This is a genomic window from Streptomyces sp. NPDC021356 (genome assembly GCF_040641015.1).
GTDB lineage: Bacteria > Actinomycetota > Actinomycetes > Streptomycetales > Streptomycetaceae > Streptomyces.
Window position 1 is genome coordinate 259,545 of the sequence record NZ_JBFACU010000007.1, and the last position, 15,954, is coordinate 275,498.

At 71.9% G+C, this 15,954-nt stretch carries 21 protein-coding genes and 1 pseudogene; 3 read left to right on the forward strand and 19 right to left on the reverse strand.

Annotation, left to right across the window (positions count from 1 at the left end; translation table 11 throughout):
• Positions 1-179 precede the first annotated feature (179 nt).
• Both AB0G56_RS12035 and AB0G56_RS12040 read right to left on the reverse strand, forming a co-directional pair.
• Positions 180-899, reverse strand: coding sequence for an HAD-IA family hydrolase (locus AB0G56_RS12035; protein ID WP_360967455.1), 720 nt, complete (start codon positions 897-899; stop codon positions 180-182).
• Positions 899-1,777 carry a GntR family transcriptional regulator gene (locus AB0G56_RS12040; RefSeq protein WP_360967458.1) on the reverse strand — a complete coding sequence of 293 codons (879 nt, stop codon included), beginning with the start codon at positions 1,775-1,777 and terminating at the stop codon, positions 899-901. Before AB0G56_RS12040 ends, AB0G56_RS12035 begins: the two co-directional genes overlap by 1 nt.
• 127 nt (positions 1,778-1,904) lie before the next feature.
• On the opposite strand from AB0G56_RS12040, the gene AB0G56_RS12045 reads away from it, so the two are divergent.
• Positions 1,905-2,093 carry a hypothetical protein gene (locus AB0G56_RS12045; protein ID WP_360967673.1) on the forward strand — a complete coding sequence of 63 codons (189 nt, stop codon included), beginning with the start codon at positions 1,905-1,907 and terminating at the stop codon, positions 2,091-2,093.
• Positions 2,094-2,121: 28 nt separating this feature from the next.
• Here the strand turns inward: AB0G56_RS12045 and AB0G56_RS12050 are convergent, their stop codons facing one another.
• The 3 genes and pseudogenes from AB0G56_RS12050 to AB0G56_RS12060 all read right to left on the reverse strand — a co-directional run bounded on the left by AB0G56_RS12050 (position 2,122) and on the right by AB0G56_RS12060 (position 4,390).
• The gene (locus tag AB0G56_RS12050) at positions 2,122-3,042 is read right to left on the reverse strand and encodes a GntR family transcriptional regulator (RefSeq protein ID WP_360967460.1); all 921 of its coding nucleotides are present in this window, start codon (positions 3,040-3,042) and stop codon (positions 2,122-2,124) included.
• Positions 3,043-3,411: 369 nt separating this feature from the next.
• Positions 3,412-3,541 (reverse strand): annotated as a pseudogene (locus tag AB0G56_RS12055) (GNAT family N-acetyltransferase); the annotation flags it as partial.
• Between the two features lie 99 nt (positions 3,542-3,640).
• Entirely contained in the window at positions 3,641-4,390 is a 750-nt protein-coding gene (locus AB0G56_RS12060) for a hypothetical protein (protein ID WP_360967463.1), read from the reverse strand.
• A gap of 160 nt (positions 4,391-4,550) precedes the next feature.
• On the opposite strand from AB0G56_RS12060, the gene dtd reads away from it, so the two are divergent.
• The gene (dtd, locus tag AB0G56_RS12065) at positions 4,551-4,976 is read left to right on the forward strand and encodes a D-aminoacyl-tRNA deacylase (RefSeq protein ID WP_360967676.1); all 426 of its coding nucleotides are present in this window, start codon (positions 4,551-4,553) and stop codon (positions 4,974-4,976) included.
• 22 nt (positions 4,977-4,998) lie between these two features.
• Here dtd and AB0G56_RS12070 read toward each other — a convergent pair whose 3' ends face one another.
• From AB0G56_RS12070 to AB0G56_RS12095, 6 genes are all read right to left on the reverse strand, one after another.
• Positions 4,999-5,964 (reverse strand): folate-binding protein, encoded by a 966-nt coding sequence (locus AB0G56_RS12070; protein ID WP_360967466.1) that lies wholly within the window; start codon positions 5,962-5,964, stop codon positions 4,999-5,001.
• A 10-nt stretch (positions 5,965-5,974) separates the two neighbouring features.
• Positions 5,975-6,412: a Fur family transcriptional regulator gene (locus AB0G56_RS12075; RefSeq protein ID WP_360967469.1), complete on the reverse strand. Its 438-nt coding sequence runs from the start codon at positions 6,410-6,412 to the stop codon at positions 5,975-5,977.
• 35 nt (positions 6,413-6,447) lie between these two features.
• Positions 6,448-7,023, reverse strand: coding sequence for an FABP family protein (locus tag AB0G56_RS12080; protein WP_360967472.1), 576 nt, complete (start codon positions 7,021-7,023; stop codon positions 6,448-6,450).
• A gap of 226 nt (positions 7,024-7,249) precedes the next feature.
• Complete coding sequence (locus AB0G56_RS12085; RefSeq protein WP_360967475.1) at positions 7,250-8,164, reverse strand: hypothetical protein; 915 nt, start codon at positions 8,162-8,164, stop codon at positions 7,250-7,252.
• Positions 8,161-9,003, reverse strand: coding sequence for a hypothetical protein (locus AB0G56_RS12090; RefSeq protein WP_360967478.1), 843 nt, complete (start codon positions 9,001-9,003; stop codon positions 8,161-8,163). The genes AB0G56_RS12085 and AB0G56_RS12090 overlap by 4 nt, the downstream gene beginning before the upstream one ends.
• Positions 9,000-9,770 (reverse strand): hypothetical protein, encoded by a 771-nt coding sequence (locus AB0G56_RS12095; protein ID WP_360967481.1) that lies wholly within the window; start codon positions 9,768-9,770, stop codon positions 9,000-9,002. Before AB0G56_RS12095 ends, AB0G56_RS12090 begins: the two co-directional genes overlap by 4 nt.
• Before the next feature lie 103 nt (positions 9,771-9,873).
• On the opposite strand from AB0G56_RS12095, the gene AB0G56_RS12100 reads away from it, so the two are divergent.
• Complete coding sequence (locus tag AB0G56_RS12100) at positions 9,874-10,236, forward strand: DsrE family protein (protein WP_360967483.1); 363 nt, start codon at positions 9,874-9,876, stop codon at positions 10,234-10,236.
• A 50-nt stretch (positions 10,237-10,286) separates the two neighbouring features.
• On the opposite strand, the gene AB0G56_RS12105 is transcribed toward AB0G56_RS12100, so the two are convergent.
• The 8 genes from AB0G56_RS12105 to AB0G56_RS12140 all read right to left on the reverse strand — a co-directional run bounded on the left by AB0G56_RS12105 (position 10,287) and on the right by AB0G56_RS12140 (position 15,901).
• Positions 10,287-10,544, reverse strand: a complete 258-nt coding sequence (locus AB0G56_RS12105) for a DUF3099 domain-containing protein (RefSeq protein WP_360967486.1) — start codon at positions 10,542-10,544, stop codon at positions 10,287-10,289.
• A gap of 109 nt (positions 10,545-10,653) precedes the next feature.
• Complete coding sequence (locus AB0G56_RS12110) at positions 10,654-10,944, reverse strand: DUF1416 domain-containing protein (RefSeq protein ID WP_360967488.1); 291 nt, start codon at positions 10,942-10,944, stop codon at positions 10,654-10,656.
• Positions 10,945-11,053: 109 nt separating this feature from the next.
• Positions 11,054-11,899 carry a sulfurtransferase gene (locus AB0G56_RS12115; protein WP_360967491.1) on the reverse strand — a complete coding sequence of 282 codons (846 nt, stop codon included), beginning with the start codon at positions 11,897-11,899 and terminating at the stop codon, positions 11,054-11,056.
• 129 nt (positions 11,900-12,028) lie between these two features.
• Positions 12,029-12,109, reverse strand: a complete 81-nt coding sequence (locus AB0G56_RS12120; RefSeq protein ID WP_351055874.1) for an Ms5788A family Cys-rich leader peptide — start codon at positions 12,107-12,109, stop codon at positions 12,029-12,031.
• Between the two features lie 360 nt (positions 12,110-12,469).
• Positions 12,470-13,192, reverse strand: a complete 723-nt coding sequence (locus tag AB0G56_RS12125; RefSeq protein WP_360967494.1) for a DUF2993 domain-containing protein — start codon at positions 13,190-13,192, stop codon at positions 12,470-12,472.
• A gap of 128 nt (positions 13,193-13,320) precedes the next feature.
• On the reverse strand, positions 13,321-14,628 hold the full coding sequence (locus AB0G56_RS12130) for a hypothetical protein (RefSeq protein WP_360967496.1): 1,308 nt from the start codon (positions 14,626-14,628) through the stop codon (positions 13,321-13,323).
• A gap of 3 nt (positions 14,629-14,631) precedes the next feature.
• Entirely contained in the window at positions 14,632-14,886 is a 255-nt protein-coding gene (locus AB0G56_RS12135; protein WP_360967499.1) for a MoaD/ThiS family protein, read from the reverse strand.
• A 46-nt stretch (positions 14,887-14,932) separates the two neighbouring features.
• Positions 14,933-15,901 carry an alpha/beta fold hydrolase gene (locus AB0G56_RS12140; protein WP_360967502.1) on the reverse strand — a complete coding sequence of 323 codons (969 nt, stop codon included), beginning with the start codon at positions 15,899-15,901 and terminating at the stop codon, positions 14,933-14,935.
• Positions 15,902-15,954 lie beyond the last annotated feature (53 nt).

Here is a 15,954-nt window from a genome sequence, read left to right on the forward strand (position 1 = left end):
CCCGTTTCTTTCGCCTGGATCCCCCCGCAAGGGTCGCACCCTGCGAGGGGGGCGAACCCCGCCGAAGGGTGCGGAAGTGGGAACACGCTACCCCCACCTCGCCACGGAGTGTGACCCGAACCTCCCACGCCGCACCGCGCGTCGCGCCTGAGGGGGACCGGAGCGGCGCCGGGGCGCGCTCAGGCCGGGCGCAGGGCCGCCAGCAGGTCCCCCAGGGAGCGTACGACCGCCTTCGCCCCGGCCGTCTCCAGGAGCCGCGCCTTGTGCTCGTTGCGGGCGTAGCCGAGGAAGTGCACGCCCGCCCGCCGGGCCGCCTCCAGGTCGGTGGGCGTGTCGCCGATCATCAGGGCGGCCGAGGGGGCCGCCCCCATGGCGCTGAGCGCGCGGTGCAGGCAGTGCGGGTCGGGCTTGAGGTGGCCCAGTTCGCCGGTCCGGCCGTACAGGTGCGGGGCGAAGCAGGGCAGCAGGCCGCGGCCCTGGAGGTAGGCGCGCACCACCGCCGGTGAGTTGTTGCTGGTGACGGCCAGCCGGGCGCCGACCGCGGTCCAGGTGCGGATCAGCGGGTCGGCGTACGGGGTCGGCATCGCGGTGGCCGCCGCCTTCAGCTCCTCCTGGGTGAGGCGCTCCTCCAGGTCCGTCACCAGGTCGCTGCGCGGGCGCCGGCGGTCGACCGCGCGCAGCAGGGCGTGCGGGTCCAGCGGTTCCCGCTCGTCCTCGCTCAGCAGCCCGTGCAGGCCCTGCCGGCCGAGCCAGTCCAGCAGGCCGCGCGCCACCCGCTCCGCGGAGTGCCCCGCGAAGAGGCGGCAGATCGGACCGTCGAAGTCCCACAGGACCACGTGCGCGCGGGAGACCAGTTCCCGCAGCGTCCGGATCTCCGTCTGCGTCGTATCAGAGGTCATTAGGAGAGTGTCAGGTCCGTGGTGATGGTTTCCCAGAGGGCGTCGAACCACTTCTGGGATTCCGTCACGAAGGCGGCGTCGCGCCGGCCGCCCCGCTGGACGAAGGAGAACAGCAGGGACTTGGAGCCCAGCGCGTCGTACATGTCCAGGGTCTCGTCGCCCCAGTCCTCCTCGCGCCGGGTGAGCGTGTAGTAGCCCATCAGGGCCTCCTCGCCGTTCAGCAGGTAGAGCTTGACCGGCGGGGTGAAGGGCAGCGCGCGGAAGGTGACGCGTACGTCGATGCCGTGGGTGGCGCGCAGCGAGAGCAGGTTGTGCCGCAGCACCTGCCCCTGGGCGTTGCGCATGGCCAGCCAGCGCTCGTGGACCACGTCGGCCCCGCCGGGGCCCTCCACCGCCACGGGGAAGGCCAGGGTGATGTCCCTGGACGGCACCAGGACGCGGACGTCGATGGCCTCGGGGCGCATGCGGCCCTCGTGGATCAGCCGGAGCGGTTCGCCCATGGCCAGCATCAGCGTCTCCGCGGTGTGGCAGACGACGTCGATGCGCACCCGGCGGCCCGAGAACGCCTCCGTCAGGCGGGGGGCGAGGGAGACCATGGTCGGCTGCGGCTCCTCCCGGGCGGGGGCGGCGTCGGCGATCCTCGGCGGGCTGCCCTTGCTGACGTTGCTGAGCAGGCCGTCGTCCTGGAGTGCCCGCAGGGCCTGGCGCACGGTGCCGCGCTCCACGCCGAACTCCTCGGCGAGTTCGGCCTGGGTGGGCAGGCGGTCGCCGGGCTTCAGCTCGCCCGCGCGGATCCGCTCGCGCAAGGTGTCGGCGATCTCCTGCGGGGAGTTCCTCCGGCTGCCGTCCACGGCCAGGTTCTCAGGGGTCACGACCAAACGGTACAACTTCGATTCAGCTGGCGGGAGTTGTTCTAGATCTGTTTCGAACACTCACCAAGTGGGGACTACTAAGAACAAGTTGGCTGCCAACTTTAAAGAGTTGGCGACCGAAGGGGGAATCGCCGTGCCCGTACTCGCCCTTGTGTCCGCCATCTTCGTCGTCGGCTTCGAGCAGATCGTCCAGTGGAAGTACGGCGCGACGGGCATGGTCGGCCTGCTGCTGCTCACCGTCGGCATCAAGGCCAAGAGCCCGGCCCTCAGCTCCGCCGGTGCGGTGCTCCTCGCGATGCTGGTCACCGGCCCCGCGCTGTGACCCGGGCCGGGGCCCGGCCGAGGGGAGGTCAGCTCGTGAGCACCAGCTCCGAACTGATCGTCCCCCACAGGGCGTCGAACCACGCCCTGGCCTGCTCGACGAACGCCGTGTCGCGCGGGCCGGCACCCCGCGCGAAGGAGAACAGCGTCGAACGGGTGCCCTGCGCGTCGTAGAGCTGGAACGGTTCGTGGTCGATCTCCTCCTCCCGGCGCCGCACGGTGTAGTACGCGAACAGCGCCTCCTCGCCGTTCAGCAGGTAGAGCTTGACCGGCGGGGTGAAGGGCAGCGCGCGGAAGGTGACGCGCACGTCGATGCCGTGGGTGGCGCGCAGCGAGAGCAGGTTGTGCCGCAGCACCTGCCCCTGCGCGTTGCGCACGGCCAGCCAGCGGGTGCGCAGCCGGTGGCCGGGCGCTGAGGGGTCCACCGGTGCGGGGAACGCAAGCTCGATGTTCCGGCTGGGCAGCAGCACCCGTACGTCGACCTTGGCCGGATCCAGGCGCCCGGCGTGGATCTGACGCAGCGGCTCACCGAGGGCCAGGGTCAGCGAGACGGAGGTCAGGCACACCGCGTCGATCTCCACGCGGGAGCCGGCGAAGGCGGCGGCGACCCGGGGTGCGAGCGCGGCCAAGGTGGGCAGCGGCAGGGCGGCGGGGCCGGTGAGGGCCCGTTCCGGGTGGGCCGTGACGGTCGCCGGGCTCCCTTTGGTCACGTTCGTGAGCAGGTGCTCCGACCGCAGGATGCGCAGCGCCTCCCGCACGGTCCCGCGCTCGACCCCGAACTCGGCCGCCAGCACCGCCTGCGTGGGCATGCGCGCACCCGGGCGCAGCGCGCCGGTCCTGATCCGCTGCCGCAGTTCGTCGGCCACCTCGCGGTGTGACCTCTGTGGCCGCTGTGTCCTCTTCCGCCCATTGGCCAAGGCGTGTTCCGGGTCCACGCGTGAACGGTACAACTTCTCGCCATCTTTGGGCAGTTCCAGGAAAGGTGGTTATGAGCCGCTTCCAAGTGGAGATAAGAAAAGAGAAGTTGGTGGCCAACTTGCCTGACATGGTTGAACCTTTGGCCGGTTGGCTCCACGGTGACACAGGGGGTACGCCGGACCGCGCTTCCCTCCGGAGGGGAGCCAGGAGCACGGTCAGCGACACCGCACAGCCACAACAGAACAACGTCTCGCAGCACCGCCACAACTGAAGACCGTCCCCACCGCACAGCCACAACAGAACAGTCTGAGCAGACAGAGCGGTCTGAGCAGACAGCACGGAACGGAACAGGACGCTACGGATGCGTCACCCCTGGCACGGTCACCGGCAGGAAGGAGCGTTCAGAACAGGTCCGGGCACCACGGTCGCCTGGACGTACGCAGCAGGGCGTCGGCCACCTCGGCGGCGCCCGCTCGTTCTTCCCGGACCCGGCCGAGGTGCGGCCGGCCGCACCGCCGACTCGTCACCGAGCCCGCGGGCCGTCCGCCCGGCCGCCCGGCCGCCTGCGGTCACCCGCCCGTCCGCCCGGTGGCCTCCTGCCCGGCCCCGCTGCCGGTCGTTCTCGTCGGGTCACAGGAGCAGGTCGTCCACCTGGGCCTCGCCGTCGCGGTAGCGGCGGGCGATTTCCGCGCTGCAGCCGTCGGCCGTGCGCTGGAGCTGGTGGCGGCGACGGGACACCTGCTGCTCGAACCGTACGAGCCGGCCCATCGCCGCGCCCAGTTCGAGGTCGGTGCGGGCGTCGAGGTCCGACAGTTCGACCTCGGCGAGCATCTCCGCGGACAGCCGCCGGTACTCCTCGCCGTGCGGGGTGCCCAGGGTCACGTGGCGGGCCGAGGAACGCTGCCGGGCGGGCGCGTCCCGGAGGATCTCCGCGAGCCGTTCGACGACGGACGCCCCGCCGTCCTCCACGGCGGGCGCGGGCCCGGCATCGTCCCCGCCGCATGCCGTCCGCGCCCCGCCGCCCCGCCGGGTCAGCTCCGCGCGCAGGATGTCGATCCGCCCCTGGAGCAGGCGCCGTACGTAACTCAGATCGGCCTCGTCCCGTTGGGCCCGGCGGCGCAGGGCGCGCAGTTCCGGCAGGCTCAGCGGCGTCAGCTCGGGCTCCGCCGGCTCCATCGCCAGCAGTGGGTCCACCACAGGTACCACCGGTACCCCCTCCGTGCTCACGGGCCGGTCCGCGGCGGGCTGCGGACCCGACGGCAACGGCGGGCTGTCGGTGCGCTGCACCGGCGGCCGGTGGGCGATGGTCTCCGCGACCGCCACCCGGAGGGGCGGAACCGCCCCGGGCTGCGGCTGCGGCTCGGTACTCGATGTGCTCATGCGCCTCAACCGTCCCCTCGACCGGCGCGTACGGAAGCATCGTGCCACCCGGAGTGGCCGGTATGTGACCGAGTGCCCCCGATCAGCCCCGGATGGGGGGTTACGAAGCATAAAGAAGCACGATATGGACGTCGGGCCGGCGCCCGGCATCATGGTCGGCATGCGTGCAGTGGTGCAGAGAGTGGACGGCGCGAGCGTCGTCGTGGACGGCGAGACGGTGGGGGCCATCGAGGGCGAGGGGCTGTGCGTCCTGGTCGGGGTCACCCACGAGGACACGAAGGAGAAGGCGGCACAGCTCGCCCGCAAGCTGTGGTCGATCCGCATGCTGCAGGACGAGAGGTCGTGCAGCGACACGGACGCCCCGCTGCTGGTGATCAGCCAGTTCACGCTCTACGGCGACGCCCGCAAGGGCCGCCGCCCGACCTGGAGCGCCGCGGCCCCGGGCGAGGTCGCCGAACCGCTCGTGGCCGAGGTGGTCGCCCGGCTCCGCTCGCTGGGCGCGACGGTGGCCACGGGCCGGTTCGGGGCGCAGATGCGGGTGTCCCTGACGAACGACGGCCCGTTCACCGTCCTGCTGGAGATCTGAGCGCGATCCCCGCCCGGCAGGGTCACGGCTGGACGACGACCTCCTGCGCCGCCGCCGTGTCCCCCGCCATCAGCCGGGCGTCCAGCGGTACGTTCCGCTTGACCAGGGCGAGGGCGACCGGGCCCAGTTCGTGGTGGCGTACGGACGTGGTGATCACGCCGATCCGGCGGCCGTCCGGGCCCTCGTCGGCGAGGCGGATCTCCGTACCGTGCACCGGCAGGTGCACCTCGCTGCCGTCCAGGTGCAGGAAGACCAGGCGGCGCGGCGGCTTGCCCAGGTTCTGCACCCGGGCCACGGTCTCCTGCCCGCGGTAGCAGCCCTTCTGGAGGTGCACGGCCGTGCCGATCCAGCCCAGCTCGTGCGGGATGGTGCGGTGGTCGGTCTCGAAACCGAGCCGGGGCCGGTGCTGCTCGACGCGCAGTGCCTCGTGGGCGAGGATCCCGGCGGGCGGCCCGCTCTTCGCCGCGTACGACTCCAGGTCGGCGCGGGGCAGGAACAGATCACGGCCGTACGCCGTCTCGCGGACGACGGCCTCCTCGGGCGCCTCGGCGATCGAACCCGCCGGCAGGTGCACCACCGCGAAGTCGGCGGTGCGGTCGGCGACCTCGACCCGGTAGAAGAACTTCATCGACTCCAGGTAGGCGATCAGCGCTTCCCGGGTGCCCGGCTCCACGTGGGCCCAGACCGTCTCACCGTCGTCGACCAGGTAGAGCGCGTGTTCGATGTGACCGTTCGCGGAGAGGATCAGCGCCTCGGTGGCCCGGCCGGCCGGCAGGTCGCTGACGTGCTGGGTGAGCAGCAGGTGCAGCCAGCTCAGCCGGTCCTCGCCGGACACGGTGACGACGCCTCGGTGCGACAGGTCGACGAAGCCGGCGCCGTCCGCGAGCGCGCGCTGCTCACGGAACAGGTCGCCGTAGTGTGCGGCGACGCCTTCGTCCACGCCCTCGGCGGCAACGGCGCCGGGCAGCGACAGCAGGGGGCTCTTCATACGGGCAAGCCTACGACGTGCCCGCCGGCCCCTTCCGGGAACAGTCCTGGCAGCGGCCGAAGATGGCGAAGTGCTTCATGTCGGTGTCGAACCCGAACTGCCGGCGCAGCTTGTCCGTGAACTCGGCGGCCACCTCGACGTCGGCCTCGATGACGTTGTCGCAGTCGCGGCAGACGAGGTGCAGGTGGTGGTGGCGGTCGGCCAGGTGGTAGGTGGGGGCGCCGTGGCCGAGGTGGGCGTGGCTGACCAGGCCCAGCTCCTCCAGCAGCTCCAGCGTCCGGTAGACGGTGGAGATGTTGACCCCCGACGCCGTCTTCCTCACCTCGCCGAGGATGTCGTCGGGGGTCGCGTGCTCCAGGGTGTCCACGGCTTCGAGGACGAGCTGACGCTGCGGCGTCAGCCGGTAGCCGCGCTGCCTGAGGTCGCTCTTCCAGTCGGTGCTCACCACACCGGAGAGTCTAGGCCGCCCGAGGGGACTCGGGGCTACTTGAAGAAGGCGATCCCGTCGTCCGGCAGGTCGTCCGGGAGGGCCTTGGCCCAGCGCTCGACGTCCTCGGGGGTGACGACCTTCTTCAGGTGGGCCGACATGTAGGGGCGCAGCTCGACCTCGGGGGTCTGCTTCTCGCCGACCCACATCAGGTCGCTCTTGACGTAGCCGTACAGCCGCTTGCCGCCGGTGTAGGGGGCGGAGGCCGCGGTGCGGGCCACGGCGTCCGTGGCCAGGTCGATCTGGGGCTTCTTGTCGGCCAGCTCGCCGTACCAGACCTCGACGACGCCGTCGTCGCGGACCATCGTGACCTCGACCTTGCGGTCGGCGTCGATCCGCCAGAAACCGGACTCGGACTCCAGCGGCCGTACCTTGTTGCCGTCGTTGTCCAGCACCCAGGTGTGCGAGTGGTACTCCAGGAAGTCCCGGCCGTCGTGGCTGAAGGTGACCTCCTGGCCGAAGTTGCACTTCTGGGACCCGGGGAAGTCGTGCACACCGGCACCGGCCCAGTCGCCGAGCAGGAAGGCGAGGGGGACCAGGTCCTTGTGGAGGTCGGACGGGATCTCGATCATGAGCGGCGGCTCCTGGACGTCGTCAGCGCTGGCCCTGGTACAGCTTCTTCACGGTCAGGTAGGCGAAGGCGAGGACGCCGACGCAGACCAGGACCAGCAGGGTTTCGAAGAAGATCTCCACGGGGTGCTCCTTGTCGAGCGCGGTGCGGTACGTACGTACACAGGGCCGGGCCCCAGCTTAGTAGGCTCGGGCCCGGCCCTCTTGGTGAGGTACTCCCTCACCCGCTCAGCCGAGCAGTTCGCTCTGCAGCGTCACCGTCTGCTGGAACGGCACGGCGGGCGCGGAGCCCTTGCGGGACTGGACGACCAGGGCGAGGACGTCACCCGCGCGGAGGTATGCCTGCCGGACCTGCTCGGCGCCGTAGGGCTTGGCCTCGGTGTAGGCGACGCGGTCGACGCCGTCCACCCGGGACGCGGTCGGGAACGCGTTGTCGAAGACGGACCGGTCGACGCCGGCCAGCTCGTAGCCGGGGCCGCCGGACTGGGAGAGCCCGCTGTCGTACAGGTGCTGCACGACGGCCGCGGTGTCGAACTGCAGCAGGTAGATCCGCGTACGCGTACCGTCCGCGGCCCTCCAGCCGCGGGCGGCGACGTGCCGCAGCCCGTGGTCGGTCAGCTGCTGCCCGAACTTCCCGCGGTCCTGCGGGCGCGCGTACACGGCGAGGAAGTCCTTCGTCGCCAGCCAGCCGCCGGTGCCCCGCAGCGCCGTGTCCTCGCGGACGCCGTGCGGCGCGGGCAGCACCAGGGCGCGCAGGTCGGCGTAGTGCGCGCCGGCGGTGTTGGTCGTGTCGTCCACGGCGGGGCGGCCGGGCGGCAGCGGCGGCTTGACGACCGGCGGGTAGTCCCAGCGGCCGTCGGAGGCGGTGGCGAGGCCGGGGACGTCCGTGCGGTCCAGTGAGGTGATGCCGTACGCCGTCCCGGCACCGGCCACCGCGAACACCGCGACGGCGGCGGTCCACCGCAGCAGGGCCCGCAGCCGGGGGCGGTCCCGCCGGGCGGGCGGGGGCGGTGCGGTGAGCGCGGGGTCCGTGGCCGGCGGCGGGGGCGCAGTCGGTGGTTCGGGAAGAGTGCCGCTCGCGCTCTGCTCGGTGCTCCGGAGCGCGGTCTGCCCGGCGGCCGCTTCGGTGGTCTGCTCGGTCATACCGCCTGCCCCGATACCTTGATGCGGTCGAGTTGCTTGCTGAACATCCGGGCCGCGTCCTCGGTGTCGAGCGGCTTGACCGCCTGCATGGTCGCGCTGACCAGGACGTCACCCTCGTACCCGGAGCAGATCATGGCGTCGAGCTTCTCCTTGGAATCCGCGGGCGGCAGGAAGCACCGGGCGTTCTTGTGCCCCTCGATCTTCGGACCTGCGCGGAAGATCCTCAGGGTCTCGAAGAACTGCTGCTGGTAGCCCGCGATGGAACGCACGGTCCTGCTGCTGCCCATCCGGGAAAGCACGATCTGGACGGTGTAGGCCTTTTCCGCGTAGGAGTTGCCGCCGACCGCGGCGCCGTCGTTGATGTAGCTGCGCATCACCATGCCCTTGACGTGCTGCTTGTCGATCTCCTTCGACAGCTGCCGCCGCTGGGAGCGGGGCAGGTTGCGCAGCGCGTCCTTGCGCAGCTGGGTGGCTTGCGCGCCGCTCAGCTCGGCATCGTTCCCGAACTCACCCATGTCGGGGCCGCGAACGAACTCCTGGGTCCCGTAAGGCAGCAGCATCGCCTTCAGACCGGTGGCCGGGGCCGGGCGCTGCCCGGCGGCGGACTTCGGCAGGCGCCAGACCGGAGCGCCGGGGGCGCGGTCGGCGGCGCGCACGGTGCTGACGGTGTAACCGGTGCCGCCGACGAGCGCGGCGAGCAGCACGACACACCCGGCGATGACGCCCGCACGACGGCGGCGCGGTGTGGGCGCGGGGGCGGGGTCGGAGGCGGAATCGGGGGCGGGAGCGGGAGCCGGCACAGACGACTGGTCCGACTGGTTGGGCTGGTTCTCGTTCACAGCCGTCCCATCTGCCGCTGGGCCAGACTCATGATCTCCTTCTTCGTGATCGGCTTGGTGTCGTAGATGTAGATCTCCATCACGACGTCGCCGCGCCAGGCGTGGGCCCGAGCCTGGTACACCGGCAGGTATCCCGGCTTCCGGTCGGGCTCGGTGGCCGTGTACGCCATGCCGGAGCCGGTGCCCGGGATCGGCCAGCGGTGACCGCGGACCTCCCGCTCCGCCCAGTACATCGCGCCGTCGGCCTGGCCCGCGGCGGTCAGTTCCTCTTCCTGGCGGTACTGCGCGAGACGGATCTCGACCTCATGGGTGCCGCCCGTCTCCCACCTGGTGCCGACCGCCCGCCGGAAGTCGTCCGAGAGGTCGTTGCCGAACGCCTTGTCCGGTTTGGTGAACTCGTGCGCGTACTCCGTGAGGCTCATCCAGCCGTCGCCGTTCGCGCCGTACGGGTCGTCCCGGGCCCCCTTCGGCCGGTCGACCAGCAGCTTGCGCAGGTCGCCGTCCCTCTTCACGCGGCGGTCCTGCGCGGCCGGCAGCGGTTCCGCCTCGCCCTTGGCCTGCTCGACCACCGGCTGGGAGAGCGGCGGGAGCGAGGTGGGCTCACGGCCCGCCTGGACGACGTAGCCCGTGCAGGTGCCGGCGACCACGCCGAGCACGGCCGCGGCGGCGACGAGCAGCGCGGTACGCCTGAACCGGCGGGGTGGTGCTTCCGGCGGAGCCTCCGGAACCCCCTCGGGTGCGGAACTCGGTCTTTCCGGTACTTCCAAGACGTGCCCCCACAGAACATGAAGCGCACCTTCCGTATGCGCGCTGCACTGGAGACCCACAGGTGGAGGCCGTGGTTGTAGCGGAGTTGATTACGATTCGGGCATGGCGAAGAAGCTCGTGATCAAGGTGACGGCGGGGGCGGACGCCCCCGAGCGGTGCTCGCAGGCGTTCACGGTCGCGGCGGTCGCCGTGGCCAGCGGGGTGGACGTGTCCCTGTGGCTGACCGGGGAGTCGTCCTGGTTCGCGCTGCCGGGGCGGGCGGCCGAGTTCGAGCTTCCGCACGCTGCCCCGCTGCCCGACCTGATCGACTCGGTCCTCGCGGCCGGCCGTATCACGCTGTGCACCCAGTGCGCGGCCCGCCGGGAGATCACCGAGGAGGACGTGATCGAGGGCGTGCGGATCGCGGGGGCGCAGGTCTTCGTGCAGGAGGCGCTGGGGGACGGGACGCAGGCGCTCGTCTACTGAGGCGCACCGCGCCCTGCGGATAACGAGGCGTACCGCCCTCCGGTGGCCCGTCAGTGGCGTTTCTTGCCGTCGAGTTCGTCCCACCACTCGTCGGACTTCGGGTCGCCGGACGGGTCGTCCCACCAGCGGTCGTCGGGGCCGCGCCGGTTGGCCACCATGGCCGCGACCGGCGGGATGACCATGGCGAACAGGCACATGCCGACGGCGGCCGGGACCGACCAGATGCGCACGACCCCCCACGCCAGGACGAACAGGGTGATACAGGTGCCCATCATGGCGAAGTAGGCGTGGCGGCGCCGTGCGTACATACCTCCAGGGTAGTTCCGCGGCGCCTTGCCGCCACGGCCGCCCGGGCATGCCGGAGGGCCGTACCCTGGCGTCCAACCCCGGGTACGGCCCTCCGCGTGCTCGGCGGTCTCAGACCGCGATCGCGACCTCCGCGAGGCCGCCCTGCCGGGCCACGACCGTGCGGTCCGCGCTGCTGCCGCCGGGGACCAGGGCCCGGACCGTCCAGGTGCCCTCGGCCGCGTAGAACCGGAACTGGCCGGTGGCGGAGGTCGGGACCTCCGCGGTGAACTCGCCGGTCGAGTCCAGCAGGCGGACGTAGCCCGTCACCGGCTCGCCGTCGCGGGTCACCTGGCCCTGGATCGTCGTCTCACCGGGCTTGATCGTCGAGGCGTCGGGGCCGCCGGCCTTCGCTCCACACATGGCGTACTCCTGAAGAGAGGTCGGTACGGTCGGTTCCGTCTTGCTTGCTTGCTTGCTTCGCTTGCTTGCTTGCTTCGCTTGCTTGCTTCGTTTTGCTCCGCTTACCGGCTCACTTGCCGGAACCCAGCTCGATCGGCACGCCCACCAGGGAGCCGTACTCGGTCCAGGAGCCGTCGTAGTTCTTGACGTTCTCCACGCCCAGCAGCTCGTGCAGCACGAACCAGGTCAGGGCCGAGCGCTCACCGATGCGGCAGTAGGCGATGGTGTCCTTGCCCAGGTCGACGTCCTCGTCGGCGTAGAGGGCCTTCAGCTCCTCGTCCGACTTGAAGGTGCCGTCGTCGTTGGCGTTCTTCGACCACGGGATGTTCTTGGCGGACGGCACGTGGCCCGGGCGCTGCGACTGCTCCTGTGGCAGGTGGGCCGGGGCGAGCAGCTTGCCGGAGAACTCGTCGGGCGAGCGCACGTCGACCAGATTCTGCGCGCCGATGGCCTTGACCACGTCGTCGCGGAAGGCGCGGATGGAGGTGTCCTGCGGCTTGGCCTGGTACTCGGTCTTCGCGCGCTCGGGCACGTCGGTGCCGTCGACCAGCTCGCGGGCGTCCAGCTCCCACTTCTTGCGGCCGCCGTCGAGGAGCTTGACGTTGTCGTGGCCGTAGAGCTTGAAGTACCAGTACGCGTAGGAGGCGAACCAGTTGTTGTTGCCGCCGTAGAGGATCACCGTGTGGTCGTTGGCGATGCCCTTCTCCGACAGCAGCTTCTCGAAGCCCGCCTGGTCGACGAAGTCGCGGCGCACCGGGTCCTGGAGGTCGTCGGTCCAGTCGATGCGGATGGCGTTCTTGATGTGGTTCTTGTCGTACGCGGACGTGTCCTCGTCCACCTCGACGATCGCGATGCTCGGGTCGTCCAGGTGCTCCTGGACCCAGTCGGCGTCGACCAGGACGTCACTACGGCTCATGCTCAATCTCCTCCGGGGCAGTTACGGCGGGGCGTGCGGGTGCATGACTGCGCGCTCGGGGTGCGAGCGGCGCACGGATGCCCTTCGGGCAGGGCGGCTGAGGGACGCGGAACCTCGGGGGGCTTCCGCTCAGAAGGGGCGACAGAGCATGGCGGCAACGCGGCACAGGTCCACTGCCCGCCGCTTCGTGAGATCCGCCTGTCGCCTCATGCCGTCGATCGTAGGGAGGGACAGGCGGACATGTCACCGGCGTGTCGCATCATGAGACGGGATCGTCCGCGATGTGGGACAACGGCAGGATTCGGGTGCGCGGGCGCGTGCCCGGCGCTGCCGCTTCCCTCCTCCGCATCTGCCCTGCGGACGCGGTCGTCTCGTCAGACGGACGCGCCCGGCGGACGGCGGACCGCGGGCGCCGGTCAGGCTGCCGACCGCAGGCACCGGAAAGACTGCCGACCGGACGTGCCGGGCGGACGGCGGACCGGAGCACCGGCCGGACGGCGGACCGGAGCACCGGCCGGACGGCGGACCGGAGCGCCCGGCGGGCGGCGGACCGGACGTGCCGACCGGTTGCTACCCGGCGAGCCTGACGTGCGAACCCTTCACCGTGATCTCGACACCGTCCTTCGCCGCCCGCACCGAGTCGAGCTTGATGCCGCCCGGCAGCCGGTCGATGGCCTGCTGGAAGTCGGTGATGGTCCGCATCCGGCCCTCGGCGAGCGCGAGCCCGGCGAGCTTGGGCATGCCGTCGGCCGTGACGCGCACCTTGTCGCCCCGGACGTCGACCGAACTCAGCACGTGGATCACCGGGAACGACGCGACCTTGACGGCCAGCCTGATCTTGCCGTTCCCCCCGTCCGAGAGGCCCACCACCTGCGCCTTGAGGCCGAAGCCGATGTCGGTCGGCGTGGACTTGGCGGTCTTCAGCAACTCGTCGTAGGAGATGAGCGCGGTGCCCGTGGCGCCTGCGGCGGTGGCCGAGCTGTAGTCCCCGGAGAACTCCACGCCCTTCAGGTCGGCCTTCAGGTCGTCGATACGGATCTTCCCGCCGCCGTCGCCGGTGTCCGCCTCGTAGTTCTTGATGCCGACCTCGACGTCGTCCAGTTCGTCGCCCGCCAGCTGGGTGAGGAACGGGAAGCCGTTGATGGACACGTCAGGGGTGCTCGCCAGGTGCTCCGCGGACCGCACCTCGTCGGCGGCCCGGCCCTCGGCGAAGTGCACCGCGACCCGGTCGGCCACCACGAACAGCACGCCGAGGACCACGACGACGATCAGCAGTACTCGCAGCGCGCGCATGCGGTGCTCCCCCCACCTGAGCGGATCGACGACGACCGGGCGGCCGTCCTGCGCGAGCGTAACCCCGCCGCACAGCGCGGCCCGGACTTTGTCGATCAGCTGTTACGCACCGGTACGATCCGCCGGTCTCAGCCCAGCGCGCGCCCCAGCACCCACACCACCGGCGCCGCCGCCGACAGCGGCAGGGCGACCCCGGCCGTGAAGTGCACGAACCGCGAGGGGTAGTCGTAGGCGGCCACGCGGTGCCCGACCAGGGCGCACACCGCCGCGCCGGCGCCGAGCAGCGCGCCCTTGGCGCCCAGGCCCGTCATGCCGCCGACCGCGATGCCCGCGCCCGCCGCCGCGAGCAGCGCGACGACCACCGAGGCCGCCGCGGGCAGCGGCAGCGCACGCGCCAGGACGGCCACCGCGACCGACACCGCGCCGACCGCGACCGCGTCCGCGCCACCCGCCAGGTAGCCGGTCGCCAGGATCGACAGCGCCGCCGAGGCGACGGTCGCCATCAGGCCGTACATGCGCTCGTCCGGGTCGGCGTGCGAGCGCAGCTGGAGGACGAGGGAGAGCAGCACCCAGACGCCGAGGGTGCCCAGGATCGCGGCGGGCGCGTGCTCGCGGCCCGCGCCGAGCACCGCCACGTCGGAGGCGAGCGCGCCCGCGAAACCGAGGGCGATGCCCTGCCGGGCGGGCCACATGCCGTTCAGCCGGAACCAGCCGGCCGCCGTCACCGCCTGGAGCACCACCAGCGGCACGAGCAGCGCGTACGTGCCGACCTCCGCCGCACCGGCCAGCAGCAGTCCGAGCAGTGCCGTGAGCGCGGCGGGCTGCATCCCCGGGTCGATGATCGGCGAGCGACCCTCGGCGCGGGCCCGCTGCGCGTCGGTGACGCGGGTGTTGCCGGCGAGGGTGGCGGGGCCGTAGGCGGGGTCGTCGGAGGCGGTGGGGGCGGCGGGCGCCGTGGGAGGGGGGGTGCCGGTGCCCGCGCTCGGCGCCGCGGGGACGGCCGGCTGCGCCTGGGGATGCGGCTGCGGCTGGGGCTGGGGCTCGGGGTGGGGCAGCGGGGGCAGGTACGCCGTCCGGGCCGACGCGGGTTCCGGCGCGGCCACGACGGGCTGGCCGTGGGTCTGGGTGTCCCAGGTCTGCCCCTGCCAGTGCTGCGTGTACTGCTGGGAGGCGTGGGGATCGTCGTACGCCTGCTGCCGGCCGGGCCAGGCCTGCGGCTGCGGCTGCGGCTGCGGCTGCGGCTGGGCGTACGGGTACGGCTGCGGGGCCGGTTGCCCGTACTGCTGTTGCTGCTGGTACTGCTGCTGGTGCTGCTCTTCGTACTGCTGTTGCTGCTGGTACTGCTGGTGCTGCTGCTGGGCGTACGGGTCGTAGCCCTCGTACGCGCCCTGCTGGGAGCCGTCGTACCCGGAGCCCTCATACGGCCGGTCGGTCATCGCTCACCCTCCTGCGAACGGGGGAAGCACCTCGACCGTGCCGCCCTCGGTCAGCCGTACCGTCTCGTGGTCGCGCGTTCCCACCGGGTCACCGTCGATGAGGAACGAGCAGCGCAGCAGGACGCGGACGAGTTCGCCGGGGTGCCGCTCGCGCACCGCGTCGAGCGCCTCGGCGAGCGTCACCGCCTCGTACGGCTCCTCGGCGACGCCGGCCGCGGACTTCGCCGCCGCCCAGTAGCGCACCGTGACCTTTGCCATGCCGTTCCTCGACTCACTCTGTGCTGGACCCCGGTAATGAACATGGTCAGGTTAGGCCCTCCCGGGAGATGGCCCAGCGCGCGATGCGGTGCAGGAGGTCCTCGGGGGCGGCGTTCTCGGCGTGGCCCATGCCGGGCTCCAGCCAGAGTTCGCCCTGGTCACCGGCTGCCGCGGCCAGCATCCGGGGGTGGTCGAGGGGGAAGTAGGCGTCCCGGTCGCCGTGCACGATCAGCAGCGGGACGGGCGCGACGCGCGACGCTGCCTCCACCGGGGAGAGCGGGACGGGGTCCCAGTCGCGGTGGTGGATCCGGGTGCGGAAGCCGTACCGGCCCACCAGGCGGCCCTCGGGGCGCATGACCAGCCAGTGCAACCGGCGCATGGGGGCCGTGCCCCGGTAGTACCAGCGCGCCGGGGCGCTCACGGACACCACCGTGTCAGTGTGTGCCGGCATGCGCGCCGTCCCGTGCGCCGTCTCGTGCGCTCTTGTACGCCTCTCAGCGCCGGCCTCCGCCCCCATGTCAGCGCCGGCCTCCGCCCCGGTGTCAGCGCCGGTGCCGGTGCCGCTCTGCCGGGGGCCGTACAGCGCCGCGTGCCGCAGCACCACCGAGCCGCCCATGGAGAAGCCGACGGTCACCACCCGTCCGTACCCGAGGCTGCGCGCCCACTCCACCGCCGCGGCCAGGTCGAGCACCTCCCGGTCGCCGACCGTGGACCGCCCGCCGGAGGCGCCGTGGCCCCGGAAGGAGAAGGTGACCACGGCGCCGTGGCGGGCGAACGCCTCCGCCACCCGGCGCACGTGCGGCCGGTCCAGGTCACCCGTGAAACCGTGCGCGAGCACGAACACGACGGCAGCGGTCGCGGATCCCGCGCGCGCGGCCGCTCCCGGCTCGTGCCGCGCGTCGATCGCCACCCCGTCCGCCGTGCGCAGAAACCTCCTGACACGTGTACGCGGCGGCGTCTCGGACTCCGGGACGATCGTCGAACGCGCCACATGACCTGCCGACTGCGAGCTCATGTCGGCTATTCTGCTGCGAAGAGGACTCGGGCAGCGACGCCCCCGGGTCCTTT

Bases quoted from the DNA above. Each gene is read 5' to 3' on its own strand.
- AB0G56_RS12035 (WP_360967455.1), bottom strand. From the start codon at position 899: ATGACCTCTGATACGACGCAGACGGAGATCCGGACGCTGCGGGAACTG.
- AB0G56_RS12060 (WP_360967463.1), bottom strand. From the start codon at position 4,390: ATGAGCACATCGAGTACCGAGCCGCAGCCGCAGCCCGGGGCGGTTCCG.
- dtd (WP_360967676.1), top strand. From the start codon at position 4,551: ATGCGTGCAGTGGTGCAGAGAGTGGACGGCGCGAGCGTCGTCGTGGAC.
- AB0G56_RS12070 (WP_360967466.1), bottom strand. From the start codon at position 5,964: ATGAAGAGCCCCCTGCTGTCGCTGCCCGGCGCCGTTGCCGCCGAGGGC.
- AB0G56_RS12080 (WP_360967472.1), bottom strand. From the start codon at position 7,023: ATGATCGAGATCCCGTCCGACCTCCACAAGGACCTGGTCCCCCTCGCC.
- AB0G56_RS12085 (WP_360967475.1), bottom strand. From the start codon at position 8,164: ATGACCGAGCAGACCACCGAAGCGGCCGCCGGGCAGACCGCGCTCCGG.
- AB0G56_RS12100 (WP_360967483.1), top strand. From the start codon at position 9,874: ATGGCGAAGAAGCTCGTGATCAAGGTGACGGCGGGGGCGGACGCCCCC.
- AB0G56_RS12105 (WP_360967486.1), bottom strand. From the start codon at position 10,544: ATGTACGCACGGCGCCGCCACGCCTACTTCGCCATGATGGGCACCTGT.
- AB0G56_RS12110 (WP_360967488.1), bottom strand. From the start codon at position 10,944: ATGTGTGGAGCGAAGGCCGGCGGCCCCGACGCCTCGACGATCAAGCCC.
- AB0G56_RS12115 (WP_360967491.1), bottom strand. From the start codon at position 11,899: ATGAGCCGTAGTGACGTCCTGGTCGACGCCGACTGGGTCCAGGAGCAC.
- AB0G56_RS12120 (WP_351055874.1), bottom strand. From the start codon at position 12,109: ATGAGGCGACAGGCGGATCTCACGAAGCGGCGGGCAGTGGACCTGTGC.
- AB0G56_RS12125 (WP_360967494.1), bottom strand. From the start codon at position 13,192: ATGCGCGCGCTGCGAGTACTGCTGATCGTCGTCGTGGTCCTCGGCGTG.
- AB0G56_RS12130 (WP_360967496.1), bottom strand. From the start codon at position 14,628: ATGACCGACCGGCCGTATGAGGGCTCCGGGTACGACGGCTCCCAGCAG.
- AB0G56_RS12135 (WP_360967499.1), bottom strand. From the start codon at position 14,886: ATGGCAAAGGTCACGGTGCGCTACTGGGCGGCGGCGAAGTCCGCGGCC.
- AB0G56_RS12140 (WP_360967502.1), bottom strand. From the start codon at position 15,901: ATGAGCTCGCAGTCGGCAGGTCATGTGGCGCGTTCGACGATCGTCCCG.